The organism is Acetobacter sp. KSO5 (genome assembly GCF_044094635.1).
GTDB lineage: Bacteria > Pseudomonadota > Alphaproteobacteria > Acetobacterales > Acetobacteraceae > Acetobacter > Acetobacter cerevisiae.
On sequence record NZ_CP172014.1, the window covers coordinates 123773 to 148766 of the forward strand.

Here is a 24994-nt window from a genome sequence, read left to right on the forward strand (position 1 = left end):
GTTTGGTAAGAAAAAAGCCCCGGAATTACTTCCGGGGCTTTTTTTGTGCCTGGTGCCAGACCGGGGGCCAGCCGGAGAGGGGCCCATAAAAAACGGCGCGGACCACCCGGTTGGGGGTCAACGCGCCGTTTTCAAAGCACCCAAAGGGTGGGAGCTTTAGCCTTTATGGGGCTCAGGGGAGAGCAGGCCAGCTTTGTCCGGCTTGTCTTTCCATTCTTCCGCATCAGCCGGGGGTGTGCCCTTGCGGGTGATGTTCGGCCATTTGGTAGAATAGGATGCGTTGAGTTCTGCCCATGCTGTCGCGCGATCATCACTGTCCGGGAAAATCGCTTCTGCGGGGCATTCAGGCTCACACACGCCGCAGTCAATGCATTCATCCGGGTTGATCACCAGGAAGTTTTCACCGGCGTAGAAGCAGTCAACAGGGCAGACTTCCACACAGTCCATGAATTTGCAGCGGATGCAGTTTTCAGTGACCACGTAGGTCATTGCCATCTCCGAAGATTTCTGGGGGAGCGGATCGGGTCCGGTCCCGGGACAAATGGCATGGTCATTCCCGGCCATGCCATCAAGGATGGCGAAGATATGAGGGGCTTTTTGTTCCGTGGCAACCCGCTTCTATTAGGTATTACTGTTTCTTTCTGAGCAGAGCTGCCCTTAACGACGTTTTTGCAACACTGCCAGCGCCGCAAACGGGCCTGTATTGTCCTGCCTGATCTGCCCGCGTGCCCGTGGACCGTTTTTGCGGCCTTTGCGTTCAGGGGCCGTTGGGCGGGGCGGTAAAAGCAGAACGGGTGTGGCGGGCCCGAATTGTTTTTTGCTCAGAACGGACGCTTTCTGCACTCTTAATCCCAGATCCGTCAGCACCATCGGCAGGTCTGCCGCAGGCACACCCAGACGGGATGCCATGCCGGGCTGGAGCGGACAGCCGCCGGAGCGGGTGGCAAGCTCAGAGAGAGTCTTGTGTGTCTCGTGTGCAATATCAAGCCGGATCAGGAAGTCAGCCGCAGAGTACCAGCCAATTTGCAGCAGCACGGCACGATCCTGCGCGGAGAGTTTGGTTTCGGGTGGCAGGCGGCAAGAAACCGCGCCCGGTTTGGGGAGCGGTGGCACGGGCTGGCCTGTATGGAGTTGCACCAGCAAGGCCCGGAGCGTCATGGGGCGGGGGCGGAGCAGTTGCGGGCAGAACAGGAGTCCATCCCCCAGACGCAGGCCCAGCTTGTGCAGGAAATGGCTGTCTTTTTTGCTCAGCTGGCTGTTTGCCGGGAGCGTCATCACGCCGCCCTGTTCCGTCAGGCCGTGCACCAGCCCGCGCAGTGTGGGTTTATCTGCAACGGCATGGGCCGCCCGGAAAAGGGGAGCGAGTGTGTTGTGCAGGGTGGACTCGACAAAGGCTGTCAGCCGCATGCGGATGCGTTCGCGGTGGGACGGCTCCAGAAACTCCGCTGTGGTGACATGCACGGCAGGTCGCAGCAGTTCCTCGCCTTTTTGCAAATGCCCGATGGCATCGCCAAACCAGAGCAGGGTGCCGGTGGTCGAGTCCAGCGTCAGGCTTTCATCCGGTGTTTGCAGAAATTGCGTCACACGGCGCGGGATCTCGCTCCGGGCCGCGCGGCGGGCGGCGCGCATCAGCAAGGGCTGGTCGGACCGCGCTGCTTCCTGATCGGGGATAAAGGCAAAGCCCTGCATATGGCCAACGGCATGGCCTTCCACGCTCACTTCTCCGGTGCGGGTAATAGCGGAAAGGAGGGGTTTGCTATCAGCTTCCTCCAGTCTGCGGGCCAGACTGGTGGCGCGTTTGTCCACAAAGCGGGCGGCCAGCCGTTCGTGCAGCAGGTCGGAGAGGGTGTCTTCAATCGTGCGGGTGCGGCTGCGCCAGAGCTGCGGGTTTTCCACCCAGTCCGAACGGGTGGAAACATAGGCCCAGATGCGGATGCCCATCAGCCGCTGCATCAGGGCGTCAATATCGCCCTCGGTGCGTTCCAGATTGGCTAGCCGGGGTTCCAGCCAGCTTGAGGGCAGATGGCCTTCCTTAACCAATACCGTGAAAATCTGCGCGCACTGGCGGATGTGACTGTCTTCCCCCAGCTTGCGGAAATCCGGGATCTGGCAGACTTCCCACAGCAGACGAGTCCGGCCCGGTTCTTTGGTCAGGCTCTGGATAGCGGTGTCGCGCATCAACGCGCTGAGCACGATGATGTCTGAGGCCGGTTCCGCCGCCCGCAGGCCGGGGTAAGGCGGCTTCTGGCAGAGACTGGCATACAGGGCGCGCGGGGATGAATAATCCAGCGCACTGTTGCGCCAGTAGAGATGATGGAGCGCTTCGAACTGATGGTTTTCCACCGCCTCGGCAATATTTTCTGGCAGGGGGGGGCAATCGCCTGTGGTGCCAAACGTGCCATCCTGCGCGCCGCGTCCGGCTCGTCCAGCAATCTGGGCAACTTCCGCCGCGGCCAGCATCCGGCGGCGGGAGCCATCAAACTTATAGAGCCCGGCAAAGGCCACATGCTGGATATCCATGTTCAGGCCCATGCCAATGGCATCTGTGGCCACAAGGTAATCCACTTCCCGCTTTTGGTAGAGTTCCACCTGTGCATTGCGCGTACGGGGAGAGAGCTGCCCCATGACCACGGCACAGCCGCCGCGCCTGCGTCGAATAGCTTCGGCAATGGCGTACACATCGCCAGCGGAGAAGGCGACAATGGCGGAGCGGGGCGGCAGGCGGGAGAGGCGCGTAAAACCGGTATAGCTCAGCTCCGACAGGCGAGGCCGCGCTTCAATCTCAATGCCCCGGATGAGCGTGCGGAGCAGCGGCGCGATAGTCTCGGCACCCAGAAACAGGGTTTCGGCCTGCCCGCGTGCGTTCAGCAGGCGATCCGTAAACACGTGGCCGCGTTCGGGGTCCGCACAAAGCTGGATTTCATCCACGGCGATAAAGTCCACCGGGCGGTCCATCGGCATGGCTTCCACCGTGCAGGAAAACCAGCGGGCCCCTGAGGGGATGATTTTTTCTTCCCCGGTAATCAGCCCCACCGCGCGCACGCCTTTCAGCCGCACCATGCGTTCATAGTTTTCCCGCGCCAGCAGGCGGAGCGGAAAGCCCATGATGCCCGAGGTGTGAGCGAGCATTCGCTCCAGCGCCAGATGGGTCTTGCCGGTGTTGGTGGGCCCCAGTACAGCGCGAACCGGAGCATCCTCAGTACTGGCGGGGGGCCTCAGGCGGCTGGCCTGGCGGCTTGGGGTATCCATCATCCTGCCATGGTCCGCTGGTATGCGTTCAAAAGCAACCCGTTCCCTTCTGCGGGGGCATTGCGCCGAGGGGGTTCCCGGCGCAGGTTTGAGTAAGGAGGAACTGTCCATGTCCGTTCGTGAACCAGACTGTCTCGTCGTATCCCGTAGCCGCCGTAAGGCAGGGGAGAAAGCCACCCGCACCGTGCAGGGCGTGCGTGGGGCTGACCCGAAGGCTCTTGCCTCCCTGCTGGGGGCAGAAGGGTCCGCTTTTGCACAGGCCTGTGGCTTTACCGGTAAGCCGGGCCAGCTGGTGCTGGTGCCGGATGCCAGCGGCGCACCGATAGGGCTGTTTGGCGTGCCGGAAAAAGGGCAGCGCGACCCGTATCTGTTTGGCGCTCTGGCGCAGGATCTGCCGGACGGAGACTGGGACGTAAACGTGCCCGCCGATATTGCGCGGGATGATGTGATTCTGGGCTTCTGTCTGGGGGCCTATCAGTTTTCCCTGAAATCGGCCGGGAAGGCTGCAAAGCATGCGGGGCCGCGTCTGGTGGTGACTGCCGCTGAGCAGAAAGGGATGGCCGTTGAGACGGCACGCTCTGTCTGGCTGGCGCGGGATCTGATCAACACGCCCGCCAATCTGCTTGGGCCGTCTGAACTTGCCAAGGCCGCCCGCGAGGCGCTGACGCCGCTTGGCGCGGACGTGGAGATCATCAAGGGCGCTGCGCTGGACAAGGCCTACCCCCTGCTGGCGCATGTGGGCAATGGTTCCGATCGCGGGCCACGTGTGGCGCTTGCGCGCTGGAAAGGGAGCAAGGCCGGGAAATCCGCGCCGCTGCTGTCTCTCGTCGGGAAAGGCGTGTGCTTTGATTCCGGCGGGTATGACCTCAAGCCGTCCTCCGGCATGCTGCGAATGAAGAAAGACATGGGCGGGGCCGCGAGCGTGCTGGCGCTGGCCCGTCTGATCATGACGCAGGACCTGCCAGTGCGACTGGAAGTCCGGTTGGGGTGCGTGGAAAACAGTGTGTCCGGCCATGCCATGCGGCCATTGGATGTGGTGAAGAGCCGCGCTGGCCTGACGGTGGAAATTGGCAACACGGATGCGGAAGGCCGGCTGGTACTGTGTGACCTGCTGAGCGAAGCCGGTGAACATACCCCGGACCTGCTGATGGACATCGCCACCCTGACCGGTGCTGCCCGCGTGGCGCTGGGGCCGGATCTGCCTGCCTTGTTCAGTAATGATGAGGGTGTAGCGCAGTCCATTCTGGCCGCCGGGCAGCGGCAGGCTGACCCGCTCTGGCGGCTGCCTTTATGGCAGGGTTACGCCGGATGGCTGAAAAGCCCGGTTGCTGACCTTAACAATATTTCCTCCAGACCTATGGCCGGGGCAGTAACAGCGGGACTGTTTCTTGAGCGTTTTGTAAATGCTGGCCAGCGGTGGGCGCATATCGACAGCTATGCATGGAATGATAGCGGCAGGCCCGGACGGCCTGAAGGCGGGGATTCTCCTGGGATTCGCGCACTTTTCGACGCGGTGTGTAAAATTTTTGAGACAAAACCCGGCGCGATGTCGTAAAGAAATGTCACATTCCTGGAACTATTTTTAGAGTACAGGTTTTAAACATGTACACCGGCTCCTATATAGGCCTCACCAAGTATGCCGGAAGTAAAAATGAAAAAGCCGAAAGCTGGCCGCAAGGGCAGTGATTGGACCTTTGGAAAGGACTAGAATCTGATGGCACAGACTGCCGCCAAAGCCGAAGAGCTGGTTAAAACTCTTCGCGATACCATCGTCTCGCTGGTGCGTGGCGAAGGCCCTGATCTCTCTGCAAGACAGCTTGCGGTTTTCCTGACCTGCTATCTTGATGAGTCCGGTCACACCGTGCGTGGTCTGGCCTCCAGCCTGAACGTCTCCAAGCCCGCCATTACGCGTGCGCTCGACCGTCTGGGTGAGCTGGATCTGGCCCGTCGTAAGGTTGACCCGCTGGATCGCCGCTCCGTTCTGGTGCAGCGCACCCCCAAAGGTGCGGCTTACCTGAAGGAAATTCGCTCCATCATGGGTGAAGCGGCTGATGAGGAAGCCAAAAAGGTGCGTCAGGAAGACAAACCTGTGCGGCGCGCCACGCTGCGTCGCGTCGCGGCAGCCTGAAGACGTTGTCGGCCTGTCCGTCGATTCTTTTTTGCAGAAACGACAGACAGGCCTGTTCTTAGAAACTTTTATCTGTATCGGGCGTTTTTTTCTCAGTGCTTCCCAAACGTCTCCGGCTTTCTGCCGCAGGGGGATATGGGAAGAGAAACAAAGAGATAAGGAACGTTCCAATGCGGTTTGCTTCTGTTGCCGCTGTGGCGGCACTGGCGTTTTCTCCCATCAGTATGATGCCTGCGGCTCATGCTGCTGATGCGATGGGTTCGCCCACCGGAAAAATTACCCTGAGTGCTAAATCCGCTGACGTTGGAGTGGGCTATACGTGGGGTGATGGCAGGCTGACCTATGGTGGCCACACCTACAAATTCTCTGTGACGGGCGGCACGATTGCGGCGGTTGGTTTCTCCACCATCGAAGGCAACGGCACCGTTTACAACCTGCACCGCGTGCAGGATTTTGACGGCACCTACGGCGCAGCCCATGGGGAAGCGACCCTCGGCAGCGGTCTTGGCGGGCTGGTGCTTGAGAACAAGAACGGCGTCCGGATTAAAATCGAGACAGCCACCAAAGGTGCACGTCTGGCCAGCTCTGCTGAAGGCCTGACCCTGAAGCTGGAAAAATAAGAGCCTGACGCCAGAAAATGCGTCGCTTACCAGGGGCCGACCGGGTGACGGCGCGTTTGCAGGACCGCGAGGCCTGTCCAGAGGAGCTGGGGCGCCAGAAGCAGCCCCAGCGCACTGATAAAGCCGGGGACAAAGGCCATGGGCGCGACCCACCAGGCAACCCCGGCTCCCCACACCACAAATCCCCATTCCGCCAGTGTGATCAGCGCAGCATTGATGCCGCTGCGGTGGAGCACCTGATACAGATGCCCCCGATGCGCCTGCACCAGAGAATGTCCGGCAAGTTTGCGGCGGACCAGCGTGAACAGCACATCATAAATCAGCGGAAAAAGCAGGCACGGCCCCAGCACCCATCCGGAAGGCTGGGACGTTGCGTGGGCCACATGCAGGGTCGCCGCTCCTGCCAGAAGTCCACAGCTCTGGCTCCCGACATCCCCCAGAAAAATACGGGCCTTTGGGTAATTGAAGGGCAGGAAGCCGCACAGGCAGGCGCACAGCAGCAGCGCAGGCCAGAAGAGGTCCGGCACGCCAAAGGCCGGGCCGACCAGCGCAAGAATGCCACACCCTACGGCCAGAGAGCCGGAAATTAGCCCGTTCAGCCCATCCATGAAGTTGATGGCGTTGGTGATGAACACCAGCCAGAGCACGGAGAGCACCGCTCCGACCACCGCACCACCCCATGCGGGGGGCAGCGGCAGGCTGGTGCCGCCCGCAACCACCAGAACAGCCGCCAGACACTGAGCCGCAAATTTGATGGAGGGCGGCCACTGATACAGGTCATCCAGCCAGGATACGCCTGCCAGCAACGCGGTGGCGAGCGCCGTCATTAGCACGGGCGCACTCAGGATCGGCTGGCCTGTTACCCCCTGCAAAATGGGAAACAGCACAAAAAATGTGGCCATCACGCCTACACCGCCGCCCTTTGGGGTTGGGGCTTCATGCGCGCTTCTGTGGCCCGGATGGTCCAGAACCGCCACGCGGATCATCATCCTCACCAGAAAACTGGTGAAAAATACTGCGCTGAACAGGCAGAAAACCGCCAGAAAAAGAGAAGAAGGGACGGTGGGCATGGTCTCGTCTGGTTGTGCTGCTTCTAGGATGGCAGGTGCTAGGCTATAGGTGCAAGGTAATGGCACTGCAACGCTCTGAGTCTCTGCACCGTAGCCCCCGGCTGCGCCCGCTCAACAGAATCATGGTCAACATCCTGCTGGACGGGATGCTGGCGGCTCTGGCTGCGCCGTTTGCACGGTGGCTGGCCGCGCCGCAGGATGGGCTCTTGCACCCGCTGTGGTTTCTGGCCAGTGGGGCAATTACGCTGGTCGTTAGCGGCCTGCCTTTCAGAATGCCGCAGCAATACTGGCGGTTTTCCGGCGTGTCGGACTTGTTGGGTATTGCTGGCGCCTCAGTAGCGAGTTCGGTTCTCTTTTCTGTCGGGCTGGTGTGGGCCGGCTTCCGGCTGCCCAGCCCGACCTTTCCCATTATTTACGCGCTGGTGCTGCTCATCATGCTGGGGGGGCTGCGTATAGGCTACCGATTGGCGCATCGTCTGGCGGCCCGCAAGGCGGACCAGCGGCGGGTGGTGCTGGTCGGGGTGGATACGGAGGCAGACCTGTATCTGCGCGCTCTGGAGCGTAATCCGGCGGCCGGCATCCGTGTGGTGGGGATGGTCGCACTCGGCACGCATCAGGCAGGCCGTAGACTGCATAATGTGCCGATCCTTGGACATGTAAACGATATTGAGGCGATACTGGACCGGCTGGAAAAAGCCGGAACACTCCCCGAGTCGCTGGTGGTGACGAGCCCGTCCTTTCGTGGGGCGGCGCTGACAAAAGTGCTGGATGCGGGCGCGGTGCATGGCATTTCCGTACTCCGCACCCCGGCTCTGACAGACCTGACTCCGGCGGAGCGCGTGGAACTGCGTCCCGTGCCGATTGAAGATCTGCTCAACCGCCCGCAGGTGCCGCTGGACCGGGCTGGCATGGAGCGCCTTGTTGGCCATAAAACTGTGCTGGTGACGGGTGCTGGCGGCAGCATCGGGTCCGAACTGGTGCGGCAGATTGCCATGCTGGAGCCGGACCGGCTGATCCTGCTGGACCATGGCGAGTTTGAACTCTGGCAGATTGAAACAGAACTCGTCGAATGGGCCCCCCACGTCCCGCGTGAGGTTGTGGTGGCGGATGTGCGGGATGAATCCCGGATTGAAGAGGTTATGGCGCGGTTCCGGCCGGAACTGGTGTTCCATGCCGCCGCCCTCAAGCATGTTCCGATTGTGGAAGCCAACCCGGCTGAAGGCCTGCTGACCAACGTGCATGGTACGCGCGTGGTGGCCGATGCCGCCGCCCGTAACGGCGCGCGGGCCATGGTGGTGATCTCGACCGACAAGGCCGTGAACCCTTCCAGCCTGATGGGCGCGGCCAAACGGGCTGCGGAGATGTATTGTCAGGCGCTGGATATCAAGGCGCGCACTTCTGGCAACCCAAATGCCATGCGCTGCATTACCGTGCGGTTTGGCAATGTGCTGGGCTCTACCGGTTCAGTTGTGCCGCTGTTCCGGCGGCAGCTTGAGCGGGGCGGCCCGCTGACGGTCACGCACCCGGAAATGCGTCGCTATTTCATGACCGTGCCGGAAGCCGTCGGGCTGGTCCTGCAGGCCAGTGTGCGCGGCACCTGCGGTGTGGATGGTTCCGGCACGGATGCCCTGCTGCGGGATGGCGGGATTTTTGTGCTGGATATGGGCGAGCCGGTGAAGATTGTGGACCTCGCCCGCCAGATGATCCGCCTTGCCGGACTGCGCCCGGAAGAGGATGTGGGCATCCGTTTTACCGGCCTGCGTCCGGGTGAAAAACTCTATGAAGAACTGTTTCACGGACGAGAAGCGCCGGTGCCCACAGATGCACCGGGCCTGCTGATGGCTACCCCCCGCGTGGTGGATCTGACGGACGTGACGCAGGCAGTGGACCAGATTGCAGCCTGTGCGCGCAAAGGGGAGGTGAAGGCAGCCCTGCGCATTCTGTCATTGCTGGTGCCGGAATTCGATCATAACCCCACAGGAGAAGTGCGGTCTGTTGCACCGCCGGGTGTGGCAGAGGCCGCAGCGCGCTCCGGGGCGATACAGACCAGAGGCCCGGACAACGGGCCGGATGGCAGCAGGAAACAGGTGGCATCATGACCGATAAGACAGCAGACAAACCGATTGCGTTTCTCGATCTTCCTGCACAGCAGAAGCGTCTGGGTCCGGCCCTGCGCGCCCGCGTGGATGCGGTGCTGGACCATTGCCGCTTTGTGATGGGGCCGGAAGTGGCCGAGCTGGAACAGCGGCTGACTGGCTGGTGTGGTGCTAAGGAGTGCGTCGGCGTCTCTTCCGGCACGGATGCGTTGCAGATTGTCATGATGGCCGAAGGGATTGGCCGGGGGGACGCCGTGTTCCTGCCCGCTTTTACCTACACTGCTACAGCCGAAGTCCCGCTGGTGCTGGGGGCTACGCCGGTTTTTGTGGATGTAGATCCCAACACCTTCCAGATTGACCCGGACCATCTGCGCGCCCGTATTCGCGCCGTGAAGGAAGCTGGCAAGCTGACGGCCCGCGCCATTGTGGGGGTCGATCTGTTCGGCCAGCCTGCGCCCTGGCCTGAACTACGCAAGATTGCGGAAGAAGAAGGCCTGTTCCTGCTGGCGGATTGCGCGCAGTCCTTCGGCGCGGATCTGGATGGCAAACCGCTCGGGCGGGAAGCAACGGCCACTACGCTGTCCTTCTTCCCCTCCAAACCTCTGGGCGGCTACGGGGATGGCGGGGCTATTCTGACGGATGACCCGGAACGTGCCGCACTCTATCGGTCCCTCCGCACCCACGGGGAAGGCGGCACGCGGTATGAGGTGCTGCGCACCGGCATGAACGGGCGTCTGGACACCTTGCAGGCTGCGGTCCTGCTGGCCAAGCTGGATGGGTTCAAAGAAGAGCTGGACCGGCGTGACGCGATTGCGCAGGCCTATGATGCAGGCCTTGCGGACGTGGTGCAGGTGCCTGTGCGGGTGCCGAACAGCAAGAGCGCATGGGCTATTTATGCTATTCTGCTGAAAGACCCGGCAGAGCGCGCCCCGCTTCAGGCGCGCCTGAAAGAACGGGGTGTGCCCTCCGCTATTTATTATCCGCTGCCGCTGCATAAGCAGCCGGCTTATCGGGACCATCATGACGGCACGGCATTGCCGGTGTCGGAAGATCTGGCACAGCGTATTCTGGCACTCCCCATTCACCCGGAACTGACTGATGATGATGTCGCCCGCGTGATTGCGGCGGTGCGCGGTTAAGGAGAGTTAGGGGAATGAGGAAGGAAACCGCGTTTCTTATCGGGTTTCTGGTGCTGACGATTGGCACGGCATCGTTAATCTGGATGGTGGCGCTGCCCAATTTCAAACCGGTGGTGTTCCCTCAGATCGCTAGTGGCGAGATTGAGGTTGGCCCGATGCGGCACAAGCGGATGCTGAGCGCGGAAGAAGTGAAATCCGTGAATGACTGGCTGAGCGAGCATAAAAGCGGGTGGGGTCCGCTGGGCCGCACGCCGCCGTCTTCCGGCGATTCGCGCCTGATGCTGAAAGACGCCAGCGGCAAGGATGTGCTGGCTCTTACGCTCTGGACGGGCATTAGCGCTGCCGACTGGAACGATACGGTGTTTGTGGAAGCGCCAGATGGCTCCAAGGTCTATACGGAAAACTTTTCCGATAAAGCCTTCGCCCCCCTGCGGGCGCTGGTAGACCTGCACGTTTTTAAACGGTCTGCCTTTCCGTAAAACAGAAAGGGCGCGGGAGATAGTCTCCTGCGCCCTTCTTCAAACACTCTGGGTTTTTCCGGCTACGGATGAGTTGGGCGGGCTCAGGCTGCACGGCCTGACATCAGAGCCAGTCCTTCGGCGACGGAGACGAATTCGCCTCCGGCATCCACGCGGTCTTTCCCAAAACGATTGATAAACAGATTGCGCACCGCAGGCACAAAGGATGTGCCACCGGTCAGGAAGACGCGGTCGATATCGGACGCGGCAAGGTTGGCATTTTCAAGCGCCTTATCTACTGCGCCGCCAAACCGGGCGAGGTCCGGGGCAATCCACTCTTCAAATTCCTGCCGGGTGATGGTGCGTTCCACCTTCAGCCGCTTGTGCTCGAACTTCAGCACCGTGCTGTCTGCGGAGGAGAGTGCGCTTTTGGCAGCCCCCACGGCGCGGTAGAGCGCCTGCCCCTGCTGGTCATTCACCAGATCAAGCAGCGCGCGGAGTTTTTCCGGTTCGGCGGCTGTGCGGGTGACGTCCTCAATATCCCGCAGGGTCTGTGGCGTCCGCATTAGCGCCAGACGGTGCCAGTGGCCAAGGCTTGCGTACCATTCAATCGGCACGGGCAGAGGCTGGCCGCCCATAATCCGGTAGGTGCTGTCCCGCCCGAGCAGGGGCGCGATGACGGTATTGATAATGCGGTAATCAAACTGATCCCCCGCAATGCCTACGCCAGCATGCCCCAGAGGCGTAGCGCGGCCGGTTGCCGGGTCAAACCGCAGGACGGAGAAGTCACTCGTGCCGCCGCCAAAATCGCCCACCAGAATGGTGGTGGGTTTTTCCAGCCGCTGGGCAAAGCGCCAGCCTGCGGCTTCCGGCTCCCACGCAATACCAATCGGGCCGAAGCCTGCTGCGGTAAAGCTCTCGCGCAGGCGTTGCTCGCCCAGCGCATCATCCGCGCGGTCTCCGGCAAAATGCACAGGCCGCCCGACCGTGACCTGCACGGAGGCCGGGTCAATTTTCACGGCCTGCATCAGATGCGTCAGAAAGCGCGCAATCAGCATTTCCAGCGTCATGCGACGGCTGAAAATCTGGGTCTCGCGGAAGGATTTCTGCGCGAGGTAGGACTTCATGGACATGATCATGCGGCTTTCCGCAGGATCTTCCAGATAGGCATCCACCGCCGCGGCACCAATGGCCTCATGCAGCTTCAGGCGGCCGCGTTCTTCATCATGCCAGAAGCACAGCAGCGTGCGGCAGGTGTCGGATTCGCCGTGGTGGGGGAAGGTAAACCGGGCGGTCTCTGTCCGTCCGTCCGGGTGAGCCAGCACCACCACACTGTTGGTGGTGCCGAAATCAAGACCAATTTTCAGGCTGTTGGAAGGCGTCGTCGTCATGTTTCAGCGGGCAGCCTGCGGTCTGTCGGTTGCATCAAAACGCAGGGGTTCGCCAAGGGCTTTGTCCGCCAGCGTGCCTTCCCACATCACCTGATTGCCACGGATAATGGTGCCCACCGGGCGGCCCGTGACGGTCTGGCCTGCAAAGGGAGACCAGCCACAGCGGGAGGCCATCCAGCTCTGTTCCATGGTCCAGCGGGACTTGAGATCCACAATGGAGAAGTCGGCATCATATCCCACGGCAATGCGGCCCTTGCGTACCAGCCCGAACAGGCGCTGCGGCCCGGCGGAAGTCATGTCTACAAGGCGGCGCAGGGTCAGGCGGTTATTGGCCACATGGTCCAGCATCAGCGGCAGCAGGGTCTGCACACCCGGCATGCCGGAGGGAGAGGCCGGGTAGGGTTTTTCCTTGGCGGAGAGCGCATGCGGGGCGTGGTCGGACCCGATAATGTCCGGCATGCCCTGACTGACCCAGTGCCACAGGCCATCCCGATGCGCGCCGGAGCGGATGGGCGGGTTCATCTGCGCCAGTGTGCCCAGGCGGGGATAAGCGTCTTCCCCGGCCAGCGTCAGATGCTGCGGCGTGAGTTCGCAGGAGGCGATGTCCCGGTGTGCGGAAATCAGTTCCAGTTCCGCAGGGGTGGTGATGTGCAGGATATGCACACGCCGCCCGGTTTTACGGGCAAGATGCAGAGCACGGGTTGTGGCGCGCAGGGCGGTCTCATCATCACGCCAGACAGGGTGGGAGGACGGATCACCTTCCACGCGGTAGTCCATGCGTTCCTTCAGGCGGGTTTCATCTTCCGCATGAATGGCCACGCGGCGCATACCGGAGCGCAGAACGCGTTCCAGCATGTCATCTTCTGAAATCAGCAGATTGCCAGTGGAAGACCCCATGAACACTTTGATGCCTGCGGTACCCGGTAGCTTTTCCAGCTCACCGCACTCATCTGCGTTGTCCACAGTGGCACCCACGTAAAACGCGTGATCACACCACATGCGGTGCTTTGCGCGAGAGAGCTTGTAGGCCACCGCTTCCGGCGTGGACGTTGGCGGGCGCGTGTTGGGCATTTCAAACACGCCGGTCACACCCCCCAGCACAGCGGCGCGGCTGCCGGTTTCGAGGTCTTCGTTAGCCTCGGCACCCGGCTCACGGAAATGGACCTGCGTATCAATCACGCCCGGCAGAATGGTCAGGCCCGTGCAGTCTATTGTGCGCCCGGCGTCAGCCTGCCCGCCAATGGCGGCAATCAGCCCGTCCCGCACATACACATCCGTCTGCACGGTGGCGTCCGGCAGCACAACGGTGCCGCCTTTCAGAACCAGATCGTAAGATCCGCGGGCGTGAGCGGCAACGCTGCCCGGCGTGGGGCCAGACGGTGTGGGGGAGGAGGACATGGCGTTTTTCCTGTTCTGGCGGCTGGAAAAAGAAAAGCGGGGGAAGGCAGGGGTGTGGGGCTGCGCCGGAGCGCAGCCGGGTCAGGACGCGGCTGGCGTTTCCCGCGTACGGGTGCGCATCGTCACCAGTTCCTCAGCGGAGGTGGGGTGGATGCCGATGGTGCGGTCAAAATCCTGTTTGGTCAGACCCGCAGTAACGGCGACCGCCACGCCTTGCAGCATTTCCGGGGCATCATCCCCCAGAATATGCACGCCCACGACAATCTGGCTGCTCTGCTGCACCACCAGCTTCATGACCGTTTTGCGCTCCTTGCGGCCACTTAGCGTGTGACGCATGGGCGTGAAGCGCGTGAAGTAGATATCCACCGCGCCATGGTGTGTGGCTTCCGTTTCCGTGAGGCCAACGGACGCCATCGGCGGGGAGAAAAAGACGGCCTTGGGCGTGGTGTCGAACGACCATTCCCGCGGCGGTGCCTTGCCGAACAGGCGGTCAGCCAGATTATGGCCCTCGGCAATAGCCACGGGGGTCAGGTTGATGCGGTCCGTCACGTCCCCAATGGCATACACGCCGGGTTCCGTGGTCTGGCTGTTGGCATCCACCTTGATCTGCCCGAGGTCGCCCACGGCAATGCCGGTATTCTCAAGGCCAAGCTTTTCGATCTTGGGTTTTCTGCCGGTGGCGAAAAACACGCAGTCAGCTTCCAGCGTATGGCCGTTATCCAGCGTGACGGTGTAGGTCTCGCCCTCTTTGGTCACACGGCTGGAGGAGCAGCGCGGGTGCTGGGTGATGCCGCGCACGGTAATGGCCTCAGCCATGGCGGCGCGCATATCCTCATCAAACCCGCGCAGGGGGAGAGCCTGCCGGTAAACCAGATCGACCTGAGAGCCTAACCCTGCAAAAATCCCTGCAAATTCCAGTCCGATATACCCACCGCCAACAATCACCACGCGCTGCGGGCGGGTGGGCAGATGGAAAGCTTCATCAGACGTGATGGCCAGCTCCGCCCCCGGAATATCCGGGCGCAGGGGTGTGGAGCCGGTGGCGATGACAATGTTTTTTGCCGTCACAGTGCGCGGCGCTTCGTTCGGAGCGAGCGGAGAGGCTTCAACACGCACGGTATGGGCATCCACAAAGCGGGCATGGCCCGTCAGCAGGGTGATGCCTGCCTTCTCCAGCATGGAGACGTAAATGCCGTTCAGGCGGGTAATTTCTTTATCTTTGGCGGCAATCAGCGTGGCCCAGTCATGGGTGCCACGGGTGGAGGACCAGCCAAAGGCGTGGCTGTCATCCACCAGATCGCCATACTCACTGGCCTGAACCATGAGCTTTTTGGGCACGCAGCCCAGATTGACGCAGGTGCCGCCCCAGTGGCGACTTTCCACCACGGCAACGCGCGCACCATGCCCTGCGGCAATACGGGCGCAGCGCACCCCGCCGGAGCCTGCTCCGATGACAAGAAGATCAAATTCATGCGTCATGGCGCAGGCTCCGTTTTTTAGTTCACTAACCTCAGCGTTCAGCGAAGGCCTTTTCCACTACGTAAGAACCGGGGTTGGACATGTTGCCTTCATCAAACCCACGGGCCTGCAGCAGGGCTTCCGTATCCGCCAGCATTTCCGGTGACCCGCAGATCATCACACGATCATGCTCGGGGTCCAGTTCCGGGATGTTCAGATCCGTGAAGATCTTGCCGGATTCGATCAGCTTGGTGATGCGGTCCGTCACAGCAAAGGCTTCACGCGTCACAGCCGGGTAGTAGAGCAGCTTGCCGGAGATGTCCTCACCCAGAAATTCGTGTTCCGGCAGTTCATGGCGGATGTGGTTGGCATAGGCCAGCTCACCGGAAATACGCACTGTGTGGCTGAGGATGACATGCTCGAACCGCTCATAGCAGTCCGGATCTTTGATCAGGCTCATGAACGGTGCCAGACCCGTGCCGGTGGACAGGAAATACAGGTTCCGGCCCGGACGCAGGTTGTCCAGCAGCAGCGTGCCGGTCGGTTTGCGGCCAATCAGAACCGTATCACCCACTTTAACGTGGCGCAGGCGGGAGGTCAGCGGGCCTTCCGGCACGGCAATGGAGAGAAACTCCATCTCATCCGCATAGTTGGGGGAGGCAATGGAGTAGGCACGCAGCAGGGGCTTGCCGTTCAGTTCAATGCCGATCATGGCGAACTGGCCGTTTTCAAACCGCAGGCCGGGGTCACGCGTGGTGGTGAAGCTGAACAGACGGTCCGTCCAGTGATGCACCGTCAGCACCTTGGCCGGATACAGGTTGCCGTATTCCTTGGTCGGGGGGGCAAGGTGCCAGACACCGTCCTGACCTTCTACCGGCAGGAGGCCTGTCGGGACTTCAGAGGCCGTCATTTTCGGCAGAATGTCGGAAAATGTTCCGGTTGACGTTTCAGACATGGTTTCAGACATGGGCCGCTTATACTCCGCTTGCAGCAGATCGAGAGGATATGCCCCGTAGCCGGCCTGTGGTCCCGGTGCGGACTCTTGAACGGCACGGAGGCGTGCTTCTGGTCGTGGCGCGTTTCTAAGGGGCTGGAAAGCATGACGCCAGTGCAAATTCATCACGCGACGCTTTCTGGCAGTGCACAGGTGCGGTTTTATTGCCTTTTCAGCCATTGTTCCGCCCGCGCGGATGCCGCATGAATACGCTATGACATCAGAGACTTTCGCATCCCCCGCCCGTGAGGCCTTTGTGCGTGTTTCAGCCCGCACAGGCCTGAGTATCGAACCACGGGAAGAGCAGGACGTTCTGCGCCGCATTGCCCGCGCTCTGGAGCCCGGCGCGCGCGATATTGAGGATGAAACCTACCGCACCATTCTGTGCACCGCCCGGCGCAAGAAGCGTGTCTCCCGCCTTGTGGATCTCACGCGGCGCAGCGGCCGCATCTGGGTTTCCCGCGATGAAATTGAAGAAGCCGTTGGAAACATAGAAGAACCGGAAGCGGATGACCGCGTGCTGGAACGCGCTCTGGCCCCTGTCTCCCGCGCCCGGCTGCGGTCTTATGGTGCTAACCCGCGAGCAGTATTTGAGACAGTTCAGGCTGATCTGGTTGATACCGGGCGCGTGCTCTCCCCGGCCCAGACCGACCTGCTGCTGATGGCCATTGCGCTGGCGTTTGACCTGCCGGAGGGCGACCCGTTTCTGGACACGGCCCGCCGGGAGGAAGCCCAGCGCCAGAAGACAGCCAGTACCATTGAGCGCACGGCACGTGAAAAGCGCGAGAAAGAAGAATCGCGCCTGCGCACGTGGGAAGAAAGTCTGGTGCCGTTTCAGGAGGTGCCGCGCCTGCTGCGGTGCTCCCATAAGGAAGCGTTGCGCTGGATTGCAGAAAATCGTCTGCCCGTGGCCCGAAAGGTGCGCGAATCGGGCGACCGGGAACGCTGGGAGTTTGATCCGGCGGAACTTATCGCCCTGCGCGGCAAGCTGGGGGAGTGGCGCAATGGTGGCGCTCCGGCTGTTGCCGGGGCAGGGGGCAAGGCCCCGGATATGGGCCGTAAGGTGGCCAATTCCGTCATTGCCCGCGTGGCGGCGCTCGACCGTTATGCGGCCCATTTCCGCACCGCACGGGCGCTGAACCGTCGTATCACTCTCGTCACCGGCCCGACCAACAGTGGCAAGTCCTACACGGCGCTCAATGCGCTGGCGCAGGCCGACAGTGGACTGGCGTTGGCCCCCCTCCGTCTGCTGGCGCATGAATTCCGGGAGGCACTGGCCTCTCGTGGGGTCGAAGCGTCCCTCGCAACCGGGGAAGAACGCATTCTGGTGCCCAGCAGCCGCCATCTGGCGGCCACGGTGGAGATGTGCCCGTTCTATAATCCGGTCGATGTTGCGGTAATTGATGAAGCACAGATGCTCTTCGATACCGATCGTGGTGCAGCCTGGACAGCGGCCATCATGGGGGCTCCGGCCCGCCACCTGTATGTGCTGGGTGCACCGGACTGTATCCCCATGGTGCGGCGTATTGCCGAACTGTGCGGGGACCCGCTGGATGAAATTTCTCTGGAGCGCAAAAGCCCGCTGAAACCCGCCACGCAGCCCGTGCGGTTGCAGGATCTTCAGGCTGGTGATGCGCTGATTGCGTTCTCCCGGCGCGAGGTGCTGGACCTCCGCGCAGCCCTCATGCAGCACGGGCGGCGTGTGGCTGTGGTCTATGGAGCGCTCAGCCCGGAGGTCCGCCGAGCCGAAGCGCAGCGCTTTAACTCGGGTGCGGCCGATATCCTGATTGCGACCGACGCCATTGGCATGGGTCTGAACCTGTCCATCAAGCGCGTGGTGTTTGCTGCCCTCAAGAAATTTGACGGCAAGCAGACGCGAGACCTCACGGTGCAGGAGGTCAAGCAGATTGGTGGCCGTGCCGGACGCTACGGCAAGCATGAAGTGGGCACTGTATCCGTGCTGGCGGGGGCGGGCAGCCCGTCCTTCATCCGTCGCCAGCTGGAGGCGGACCCGGAAATGCCGGAAGATCTGCGGCCCTTCGTGCAGCCAGACGCAGATATCGTGAAGGCGGTTGCGGCGGAAATCGGGTCGGAAAGCCTGTATGGCGTTCTCTCCCGTATTCATCGTGCCGTGTTGCGCAAGGATGACCCCAATTACCGTCTGGCGGATATGGAGCAGGCTTTTGCCATTGCGTCCGCTCTGGAAGGGGTGGACGGGCTGGATCTCACCACCCGCTGGTCCTACGCCATGTGTCCGGTGGATGACCGCGATAACGGCATCCGTCGTCTGGTGGGCTGGGCAGCCGATCACGCCGCAGGCCGCCGCGTTCTGCCGCCGGGTACAGGCCGTCTGCCACCGAGTGAGCGTGCCAGCCGTGAAGAGCTGGAACGCGCGGAAAAACGTCATAAGCGACTGGTCGCATGGCGCTGGCTGGCGCTGCGATTCCCGGAATTTTACCCGGACCGGGAAGATGCGGAAGAAACCACACGCCGCCTGAATGAGTGGATTGAAAACGTGCTGCGGCAGCAGAGCCGCACGCGCAGTTCCTCACCGGGCAGCAGTTCCCGCCGGCGGGGTTAAGGCCGGGACGTTACCAGGCCACGCCCGTCAGGCGTTCGGACACATCCCACAGGCGCGCCGCCGTGCTAACTTTCTGCGCGGCGGGAGGCACTTTGGCCGGGCCGGGGGGGCCACGTCGCTCCCCTGTGCCCTGTGGACCGTAATAGTCCCCATCACGCGCAGCCGGAGAGAGGGCCGCATAAAGTAGCGGTTCTGCCCCGCGCGCTGCGGTCTGTCCCATCACGCGCAGAACTGCGGTGCCAATCACCTGTTCCGCCTTGCCGACAGCGCCGGGCAGGCTGGAGGCCGGACCATTGGCAATAATGGATGTGGAAGACCAGCCGGGGTGAGCAGCGCGGGAATGGATGTTCCACCCATTTTCTCCCGCACGCCGGGCCAGTTCCCGCGCAAACAGCAGATTGGACAGCTTGCTCTGCTGATACGCGCCAAAGGGGCTGTAACGGCGGCGGGACTGCAAATCATCAAAATGGATTGCGCCCTTACAGGCTGCCAGACTGGCGACGGTCACCACCGTACCGCCACCGGAAGCTGCTTCCAGCAGGGAACGCAGGCGCGTGGTCAGCGCAAAATGGCCCAGATGGTTGGTGCCAAACTGCATCTCAAACCCATCAGCCGTTTCCTGCCTGCGGGCAAGGGCCATCACGCCGGCATTGTTCACCAGAAAATCCAGCGCGCGGGTGCGGGTGGCGACCTCAGCCGCACAGGCCGCAATGGAGTCCAGTGAGGCAAGATTGAGTGTCAGCAGTTCAGCCTCGGCACCGGGGCAGCGGGCCTGCAGGGCGGCCAGAGCGGCTTCCCCGCGCGCAGCACTGCGCACCGGCAGCAGCAGGCGTGCGCCACGCGTGGCCAGACCACAGGCCACTTCAAACCCAAGGCCGCTATTGCCGCCGGTTACCAGAGCCACGCGGCCCTTCAGGCTGGGCTGGCGGTTGGTCACGGACCATTCATGCTTGCCGATCATGAGGGCATAATCCGCAGGCGTTCATCTTTTTCTGCTGCAGCCAAGGCTTCCTCCGTCAGACGTTTCTCATTGCGTTTCAGGAAAAGGAACGAAGCAATAATGATTGTCGCGGCGCAAACCCCGAAGACAATTCCCAGCGGCCCGGAGAGCCGTAACACTTCATTCCCCAGCAAATACGTGCAGATGGCGTACCCTCCTGCCCAGCAAATGCCGCCCAGCGCATTGTGCCACAGGAACGTATGCCAGGGCATATGGTTCGCTCCTGCCAGCAGGGCCACAAACATGCGCAGCACGGCAATAAAGCGGCCAAAGAACACAACAGACCCGCCATGTTTAAGGAACACATAGCGCCCCAGTAGCAGGCGGTTGGGGGTCAGGCCGAATTTGGGGCCGTATTTCTGCAACAGCTTCAGCCCCAGCGCCCGGCCAATCAGATAGCCAAAATTGTCCCCCATGATCGCCCCGATCACGGCGGCAATCACCACGCCACTAATGTGGAGTTTATGCGTGGTGGCGCAGAACAGCGCCCCGGTGATGATCAGGCTCTCGGCAGGCAGCGGAAGCCCCATACTCTCAAGCATGACCACGACCCCGATCACGGCATAACCGTAATGGGAGAACAGGCTGTTCAGGTAATGCAGTGAAAAAATGGATTCGAGAGAGTGTAACAGGACAAAAAATCCACTTCTGGCTGGGTAGGCGTCAAAGGGGGCAGCAGGAACAGTTTCCGTTGCAGACTGTCAAGCCTCAGTGTGTTGCGGGTTTTGTCCCCTTTTCCAGCCAGACGCCTGTATCTGTTGCGGGAATTACGGTTTGATAGACCTTAAATGTGTTTCCCGGAGAGCCTTATATGTCTGATCTGCCTTTTTCACCCTCTGCTGGGCCGGAAGCCCCCGTGCCCATGCCTTGCGGCACCTGGCCGTCCCGTGTGACGGCGGCACTGGTGGCGGGGAAAACGCTCTCGCTCTCTGAAGTGACCGCAGACGGCAACGTCGTGTTCTGGCTGGAGCGCCGCCCGGCAGAAAAAGGCCGCTCCGTCCTGATGCGCTGGGCCGAAGGGCAGGGCGTGGCGGAGGCGCTCCCCTCAGGCTTTGATGTCGCGACCCGTGTACATGAATATGGGGGTGGTCCTTATGCTGTGCGGGCAGGGCGCATTGCGTTTTCGGACAAGCGGACAGGCGCGGTCTGGCTGGTGGCGCAACCGGGAGTGCAGCCAGTGCAGATCGCCGGAGAAGACGGACTGCGCTATGCGGACCTGCGGTTTGACCCGACGGCCAGCACTGTTCTGGCCGTAAGGGAAGATCATCGCGCAGAGGGTGAAGCCAAAGCCGCTCTGGTCGCGCTGAAACTCCCAACAGCAGGCGCGCAGGCGGAAGAGATCGTGCTGTATAGTGGCCCGGATTTTCTGTCCTCTCCCTCAGTCTCACCCGATGGTACGCGCATGGCGTGGGTGGAATGGCAGCACCCGGACATGCCGTGGGATGCCACGCGGCTGTGCCTCGCAGAGGTCGTGCGAGATGCGGAAGGTCGGATGGCCGCTCTGAACAACAAGCAGGTTCTGGCAGGCGCAGAGCAGCGCGAATCGGTGCTGGAACCCCGCTGGACTGAGGACGGTCAGTTGCTGGCCATTTCCGACCGGTCCGGTTGCTGGACCGTATGGGCTGTTCAGTCTGGGCAGGGGGCACCCGCTCTGACGCCCTGCACCATGCCGGAGGGCGAGATTGGTCAGCCTGCATGGGTGTTTGGCCAGCGGAGCTATCAGCCCTTGCCGGAGGGGGGATGTCTGGTACTGGCGGTGCGTGATGGCCGCACAACCTGCCTGCATCAGACAGCGCAGGGGCAGGCTCTGGCGTTTGCTGCCCACCCGGACCAGTGCCCCGTTCCGCTGGCTGATGGCCGGTTTGTCTGGCTCGAAGTGCCTGATGATGCGCTGCCCGCCGTGGTTGTTGGCAGCATGACCAAGGGTGTGGAACAGGTGTTGCAGCGTGCCGCAACGCTCGATCTCGCTCCGACCGATATTTCCCGTGCTGAAACCATCCGCTTCCCCGTGCCGGGGCAGCAAGGTGTTCTGGGCCACGCGCTGTTCTACCCGCCCGCCAACAGTCGGGCCTGTGTGCCGGAGGGCATGCTGCCACCCATGATCGTGCAGGTGCATGGCGGCCCCACGGCGCGGGCGCAGGAAGGGTTTTCCTTTAAGGTGCAGTGGTGGACCTCTCGTGGATTCGCGGTGCTGGACGTCAATTACGGCGGCTCCACCGGATTCGGGCGGGCATGGCGTGAGCGGCTGAATGGCGCATGGGGTGTGGTGGATGTGGCGGATTGTATTGCTGCCTGCCGTCATATGGTGGCCACAGGCCGCGTGGACCCGAAGCGTCTTGCCATTCGCGGGTCCAGTGCCGGGGGCATGACGGTGCTGGTAGCGCTGGCCGAATCGGATCTGTTTGCTGCCGGTGTCAGTCTATATGGCGTGACGGATCTGCGGGCGCTGGCGCAGGAGACGCATAAATTCGAGGCGCGGTATCTGGATGGGCTGATCGGCCCCTGGCCGGAGGCAGAAGCCGTTTATCTGGCGCGCTCACCGCTGTCTGTAGCGCATAAAATCAAGGCGGCGGTCCTGCTGCTGCAAGGTTCTGATGACAAGGTCGTGCCGCCCGGTCAGGCGCATGCCATGGCGAAGGCATTGGAAGAGGCAGGTTCTCCCTGCACCCTGCATGAATTTCCCGGTGAGGGGCATGGGTTCCGTCAGGAGGCCACTATTCGGAAGGCGCTGGAAGAAGAACTGGCGTTTTATGGCCGTGTGTTCGGGTTCGAAGCGTGACAGCAGCCTGAATACGCGTTTGTGATCATACAAAGCGTGAAACAGGTGAGACGTTTTCTGATCTGCTGACGTTAACGCTGAAAAAAGAAAAAGGCCGAATCATCCCTGTGGACGATTCGGCCTTTTTGTATCCGCCGGGCTTAGTGTTCGTAGCGCGGGGTGTAGATCAGACTTTCAATCCACGCCCGGATATCCTGCGGGCGTTCCACCGTGGCGGCACCCTGATCGAAAATGAACTCCGCAATGCGCGTGGCGGAGGTGATGGACACTTCCAGAATCTCGCTCTGTGGCGGGAACAGGCGGCCCCGTTCCTGTGCTGCCGGATCAACCTGATCCGCGAGCGCCTTGGCAGCCTTGATCACCATGTCATCGGTAATCAGATCCGGGCAGGTGGCGTAAACAGCCAGCCCCAGAGCCGGGAAGATGTAGAAGTTATTGGCCTGACCCGGATAGAAGGTTTTGTCGTTCAGGGTGAATTCCGGATATTGCAGGCCAGCGGCAAACAGTGCCCGTCCTTCGGACCATGTATACGCCTGCTCCGCTGTGCATTCCCCGTTTTTAGCGGGGAGGGAGAGGGCGAAGATGATGGGCCGCTCGTTCAGGGCGGCCATTTCTTCTACAACCTCCTGCGTAAAGGCTCCACCACAGGTGGAGACGCCGATCAGAATGGTCGGCTTCACGGCTTTGACCATAGCCAGCAGGTCGCGTGAGGGCGGCATGTCCCTGGCGTAACGGGCCTGCTGAGGGGAAAGGTCGGTGCGGGATTTTTCCAGCAGACCATCCACGTCCATCAGCGTCATGCGGGAGACGGCTTCTGCCTCGGACATCCCTTCCTTCTGCATGGCGGTCACCAGCATGTTGGCAATGCCCAGCCCGGAAGAGCCTGCACCAAGGAAGAGCACCCGCTGGTCGGTCAGAGGTTCGTTCTTGATGCGCAGGGCGGTGATGAGCCCGGCCAGCGTGACGGCGGCTGTGCCCTGAATGTCATCATTATAGCAGCGGACGCGCGGATAATATTTTTCCAGATACCGGATGGCATCCGTGCCTTTCCAGTCTTCAAAATGCAGGCAGCAGCGCGGGAAGACGGTCTGCACAGCCTGCACAAATTCTTCCACAAATTCGTCCAGCACGTCCTGTGAGGGTGGTTCACGGCGCAGGCCCAGATACAGCGGGTCTGCCCGCAAGGCGCTGTTGGTGGTGCCAATATCGAGCTGGATGGGCAGCAGCGGTTCCGGCGGCACTGCGCCGCAAGCGGTGTAGAGGTGCAGCTTGCCGATGGGGATGCCCATCCCGTTTACGCCGATATCGCCGAGGCCCAGAATGCGCCCGCCCGTGGTCACGCAAATTACGCGCACATCGTCCACCGGCCAGTTGCGCAGCACTTCTTCGATACGGCCCTTCATCTCCAGGCTGATATACATGCCACGGGGGCGGCGGTAGATATGGCTGAACTGCTGGCAGACGGCCGCCAGTGTCGGCGCATAGATAATGGGCACGTATTTGGCCGGGTTGGACATCAGAACCCGGTAAAACAGGGTTTCGTTCTGGTCTCGCAGGCCGCTCAGATAAATATATCGCTCAAGGTCGCTGGGCTTGGCTTCCAGATGCCGGTGGATGCGCTCAACCTGCCGGTCCAGACTTTCAACATGCGTAGGCAGAAGCCCTTCCAGCCCGTACTGCCGCCGCTCCTCAGCCGTAAAGGCTGTGCCCTTGTTCTGACTGGCGTCATTCAGGAGGGACATTCCCCGGAGATGAGGGATAGGGGCTTTTGGCATTATAAACCTTTCATACATGTGAGACGTCAGAACGCATCGCTTGCAGAAAATCGCAGAAAGATGCGAGCAGTGCTCTTCTTATTGTGAAAGTAACAAAATTTTTTGCCCGGAAGTCTGAGAATTTCAAGACGGAGCCATGTTCGGTGCAGAAAATTAATAAAAATGCCAGCACCGTTCCGTCCTTCCCGGCAGCCGGAACTGTCTGCGTATTGGGCCTGAAACGTGGCATCATGCAGGGCGTTCAAAGGCGCGGACCATAAAAAAAAGAGGCGGCACAAGGCCACCTCTTTTTGAAAACTTTTCAGATCCGGAGATCGGATAAAATCAGAGTTTTTCAACCTGACCATATTCCAGATCGACCGGGGTCGAACGACCAAAGATGGAAACGCTGACTTTCAGGCGTCCCTTTTCTTCATCAATCTCTTCAATCACACCGTTGAAGGAGGTAAACGGCCCATCCGCCACGCGGATCTGTTCACCAATTTCAAAGGTCACGGCAGAACGCGGATGCTGGATGCCTTCCTGCGCCTGCTTGATGATACGCTCAGCTTCTGCTGCGGAAATGGGGGTCGGGCGGTTCTTGGTGCCAAGGAAACCCGTTACCTTCGGGGTATCCTTAACCAGATGCCAGGACTCATCCGTCATTTCCATCTTCACCAGCACGTAACCGGGGAAGAATTTACGCTCGGCATTCACTTTCTGGCCGCGACGCATTTCGATGACTTCTTCTGAGGGAACCAGAATTTCATCAATATGGTCAGCAAGACCCTTCTGTGCTGCCTGCTCGCGAATATGCTGGGCGATTTTTTTCTCGAAGCCCGAATAGACGTGGACCACGTACCAACGTTTGGCCATGTC

19 protein-coding genes are annotated in these 24994 nt (G+C 61.3%); 8 read left to right on the top strand and 11 right to left on the bottom strand.

Annotated elements, in window-relative coordinates:
- Positions 1-156: 156 nt before the first annotated feature.
- Complete coding sequence (gene fdxA, locus ACHQGU_RS00540; RefSeq protein ID WP_025826541.1) at positions 157-489, bottom strand: ferredoxin FdxA; 333 nt, start codon at positions 487-489, stop codon at positions 157-159.
- A 168-nt stretch (positions 490-657) separates the two neighbouring features.
- Positions 658-3252 (bottom strand): helicase-related protein, encoded by a 2595-nt coding sequence (locus tag ACHQGU_RS00545; protein ID WP_395495530.1) that lies wholly within the window; start codon positions 3250-3252, stop codon positions 658-660.
- A 106-nt stretch (positions 3253-3358) separates the two neighbouring features.
- Here ACHQGU_RS00545 and ACHQGU_RS00550 point away from each other — a divergent pair, with 106 nt between their 5' ends.
- From ACHQGU_RS00550 to ACHQGU_RS00560, 3 genes are all read left to right on the top strand, one after another.
- The gene (locus ACHQGU_RS00550; RefSeq protein WP_395495531.1) at positions 3359-4804 is read left to right on the top strand and encodes a leucyl aminopeptidase family protein; all 1446 of its coding nucleotides are present in this window, start codon (positions 3359-3361) and stop codon (positions 4802-4804) included.
- Between the two features lie 159 nt (positions 4805-4963).
- Positions 4964-5377, top strand: coding sequence for a MarR family transcriptional regulator (locus ACHQGU_RS00555; RefSeq protein WP_062141624.1), 414 nt, complete (start codon positions 4964-4966; stop codon positions 5375-5377).
- Positions 5378-5547: 170 nt separating this feature from the next.
- On the top strand, positions 5548-5997 hold the full coding sequence (locus tag ACHQGU_RS00560) for a hypothetical protein (RefSeq protein WP_062250483.1): 450 nt from the start codon (positions 5548-5550) through the stop codon (positions 5995-5997).
- Between the two features lie 26 nt (positions 5998-6023).
- Here the strand turns inward: ACHQGU_RS00560 and ACHQGU_RS00565 are convergent, their stop codons facing one another.
- Positions 6024-7133, bottom strand: a complete 1110-nt coding sequence (locus tag ACHQGU_RS00565) for a glycosyltransferase family 4 protein (RefSeq protein ID WP_395495532.1) — start codon at positions 7131-7133, stop codon at positions 6024-6026.
- Between ACHQGU_RS00565 and ACHQGU_RS00570 the strand changes: the two genes are divergently transcribed.
- Genes ACHQGU_RS00570 through ACHQGU_RS00580 form a run of 3 tightly spaced genes read left to right on the top strand, consistent with a single transcriptional unit; the run spans position 7127 to position 10781 of the window.
- Positions 7127-9166, top strand: coding sequence for a polysaccharide biosynthesis protein (locus ACHQGU_RS00570; protein WP_395495533.1), 2040 nt, complete (start codon positions 7127-7129; stop codon positions 9164-9166). The two genes, ACHQGU_RS00565 and ACHQGU_RS00570, sit on opposite strands and share 7 nt — an antisense overlap.
- Positions 9163-10302 (top strand): DegT/DnrJ/EryC1/StrS family aminotransferase, encoded by a 1140-nt coding sequence (locus ACHQGU_RS00575; protein ID WP_395495534.1) that lies wholly within the window; start codon positions 9163-9165, stop codon positions 10300-10302. The genes ACHQGU_RS00570 and ACHQGU_RS00575 overlap by 4 nt, the downstream gene beginning before the upstream one ends.
- Positions 10303-10316: 14 nt before the next feature.
- Complete coding sequence (locus tag ACHQGU_RS00580; RefSeq protein ID WP_062141619.1) at positions 10317-10781, top strand: hypothetical protein; 465 nt, start codon at positions 10317-10319, stop codon at positions 10779-10781.
- Between the two features lie 83 nt (positions 10782-10864).
- Here ACHQGU_RS00580 and ACHQGU_RS00585 read toward each other — a convergent pair whose 3' ends face one another.
- The 4 genes from ACHQGU_RS00585 to ACHQGU_RS00600 form a co-directional block, all read right to left on the bottom strand.
- Complete coding sequence (locus ACHQGU_RS00585) at positions 10865-12151, bottom strand: Hsp70 family protein (protein WP_395495535.1); 1287 nt, start codon at positions 12149-12151, stop codon at positions 10865-10867.
- Positions 12152-12154: 3 nt separating this feature from the next.
- On the bottom strand, positions 12155-13549 hold the full coding sequence (locus ACHQGU_RS00590) for a dihydroorotase (RefSeq protein WP_062250493.1): 1395 nt from the start codon (positions 13547-13549) through the stop codon (positions 12155-12157).
- Between the two features lie 81 nt (positions 13550-13630).
- On the bottom strand, positions 13631-15028 hold the full coding sequence (gene gorA / locus ACHQGU_RS00595; protein WP_395495536.1) for a glutathione-disulfide reductase: 1398 nt from the start codon (positions 15026-15028) through the stop codon (positions 13631-13633).
- Positions 15029-15059: 31 nt separating this feature from the next.
- Positions 15060-15974 carry a ferredoxin--NADP reductase gene (locus ACHQGU_RS00600; protein WP_373270316.1) on the bottom strand — a complete coding sequence of 305 codons (915 nt, stop codon included), beginning with the start codon at positions 15972-15974 and terminating at the stop codon, positions 15060-15062.
- A 241-nt stretch (positions 15975-16215) separates the two neighbouring features.
- Here ACHQGU_RS00600 and ACHQGU_RS00605 point away from each other — a divergent pair, with 241 nt between their 5' ends.
- A complete protein-coding gene (locus ACHQGU_RS00605; RefSeq protein WP_062141615.1) occupies positions 16216-18582 on the top strand; it encodes a helicase-related protein in 2367 nt (788 codons plus the stop codon).
- Positions 18583-18592: 10 nt separating this feature from the next.
- On the opposite strand, the gene ACHQGU_RS00610 is transcribed toward ACHQGU_RS00605, so the two are convergent.
- Positions 18593-19543 carry an SDR family oxidoreductase gene (locus tag ACHQGU_RS00610; RefSeq protein ID WP_253553810.1) on the bottom strand — a complete coding sequence of 317 codons (951 nt, stop codon included), beginning with the start codon at positions 19541-19543 and terminating at the stop codon, positions 18593-18595.
- Positions 19540-20124: a DedA family protein gene (locus ACHQGU_RS00615; protein ID WP_197056165.1), complete on the bottom strand. Its 585-nt coding sequence runs from the start codon at positions 20122-20124 to the stop codon at positions 19540-19542. Before ACHQGU_RS00615 ends, ACHQGU_RS00610 begins: the two co-directional genes overlap by 4 nt.
- 269 nt (positions 20125-20393) lie before the next feature.
- Here ACHQGU_RS00615 and ACHQGU_RS00620 point away from each other — a divergent pair, with 269 nt between their 5' ends.
- Positions 20394-22361, top strand: coding sequence for a prolyl oligopeptidase family serine peptidase (locus ACHQGU_RS00620; RefSeq protein ID WP_395495537.1), 1968 nt, complete (start codon positions 20394-20396; stop codon positions 22359-22361).
- A 140-nt stretch (positions 22362-22501) separates the two neighbouring features.
- On the opposite strand, the gene ACHQGU_RS00625 is transcribed toward ACHQGU_RS00620, so the two are convergent.
- Together ACHQGU_RS00625 and nusG are read right to left on the bottom strand one after the other, a co-directional pair.
- A complete protein-coding gene (locus ACHQGU_RS00625) occupies positions 22502-24136 on the bottom strand; it encodes an NAD-dependent malic enzyme (protein ID WP_043549210.1) in 1635 nt (544 codons plus the stop codon).
- Between the two features lie 324 nt (positions 24137-24460).
- Positions 24461-24991 carry a transcription termination/antitermination protein NusG gene (gene nusG, locus ACHQGU_RS00630; RefSeq protein ID WP_062250505.1) on the bottom strand — a complete coding sequence of 177 codons (531 nt, stop codon included), beginning with the start codon at positions 24989-24991 and terminating at the stop codon, positions 24461-24463.
- Positions 24992-24994: the final 3 nt, after the last annotated feature.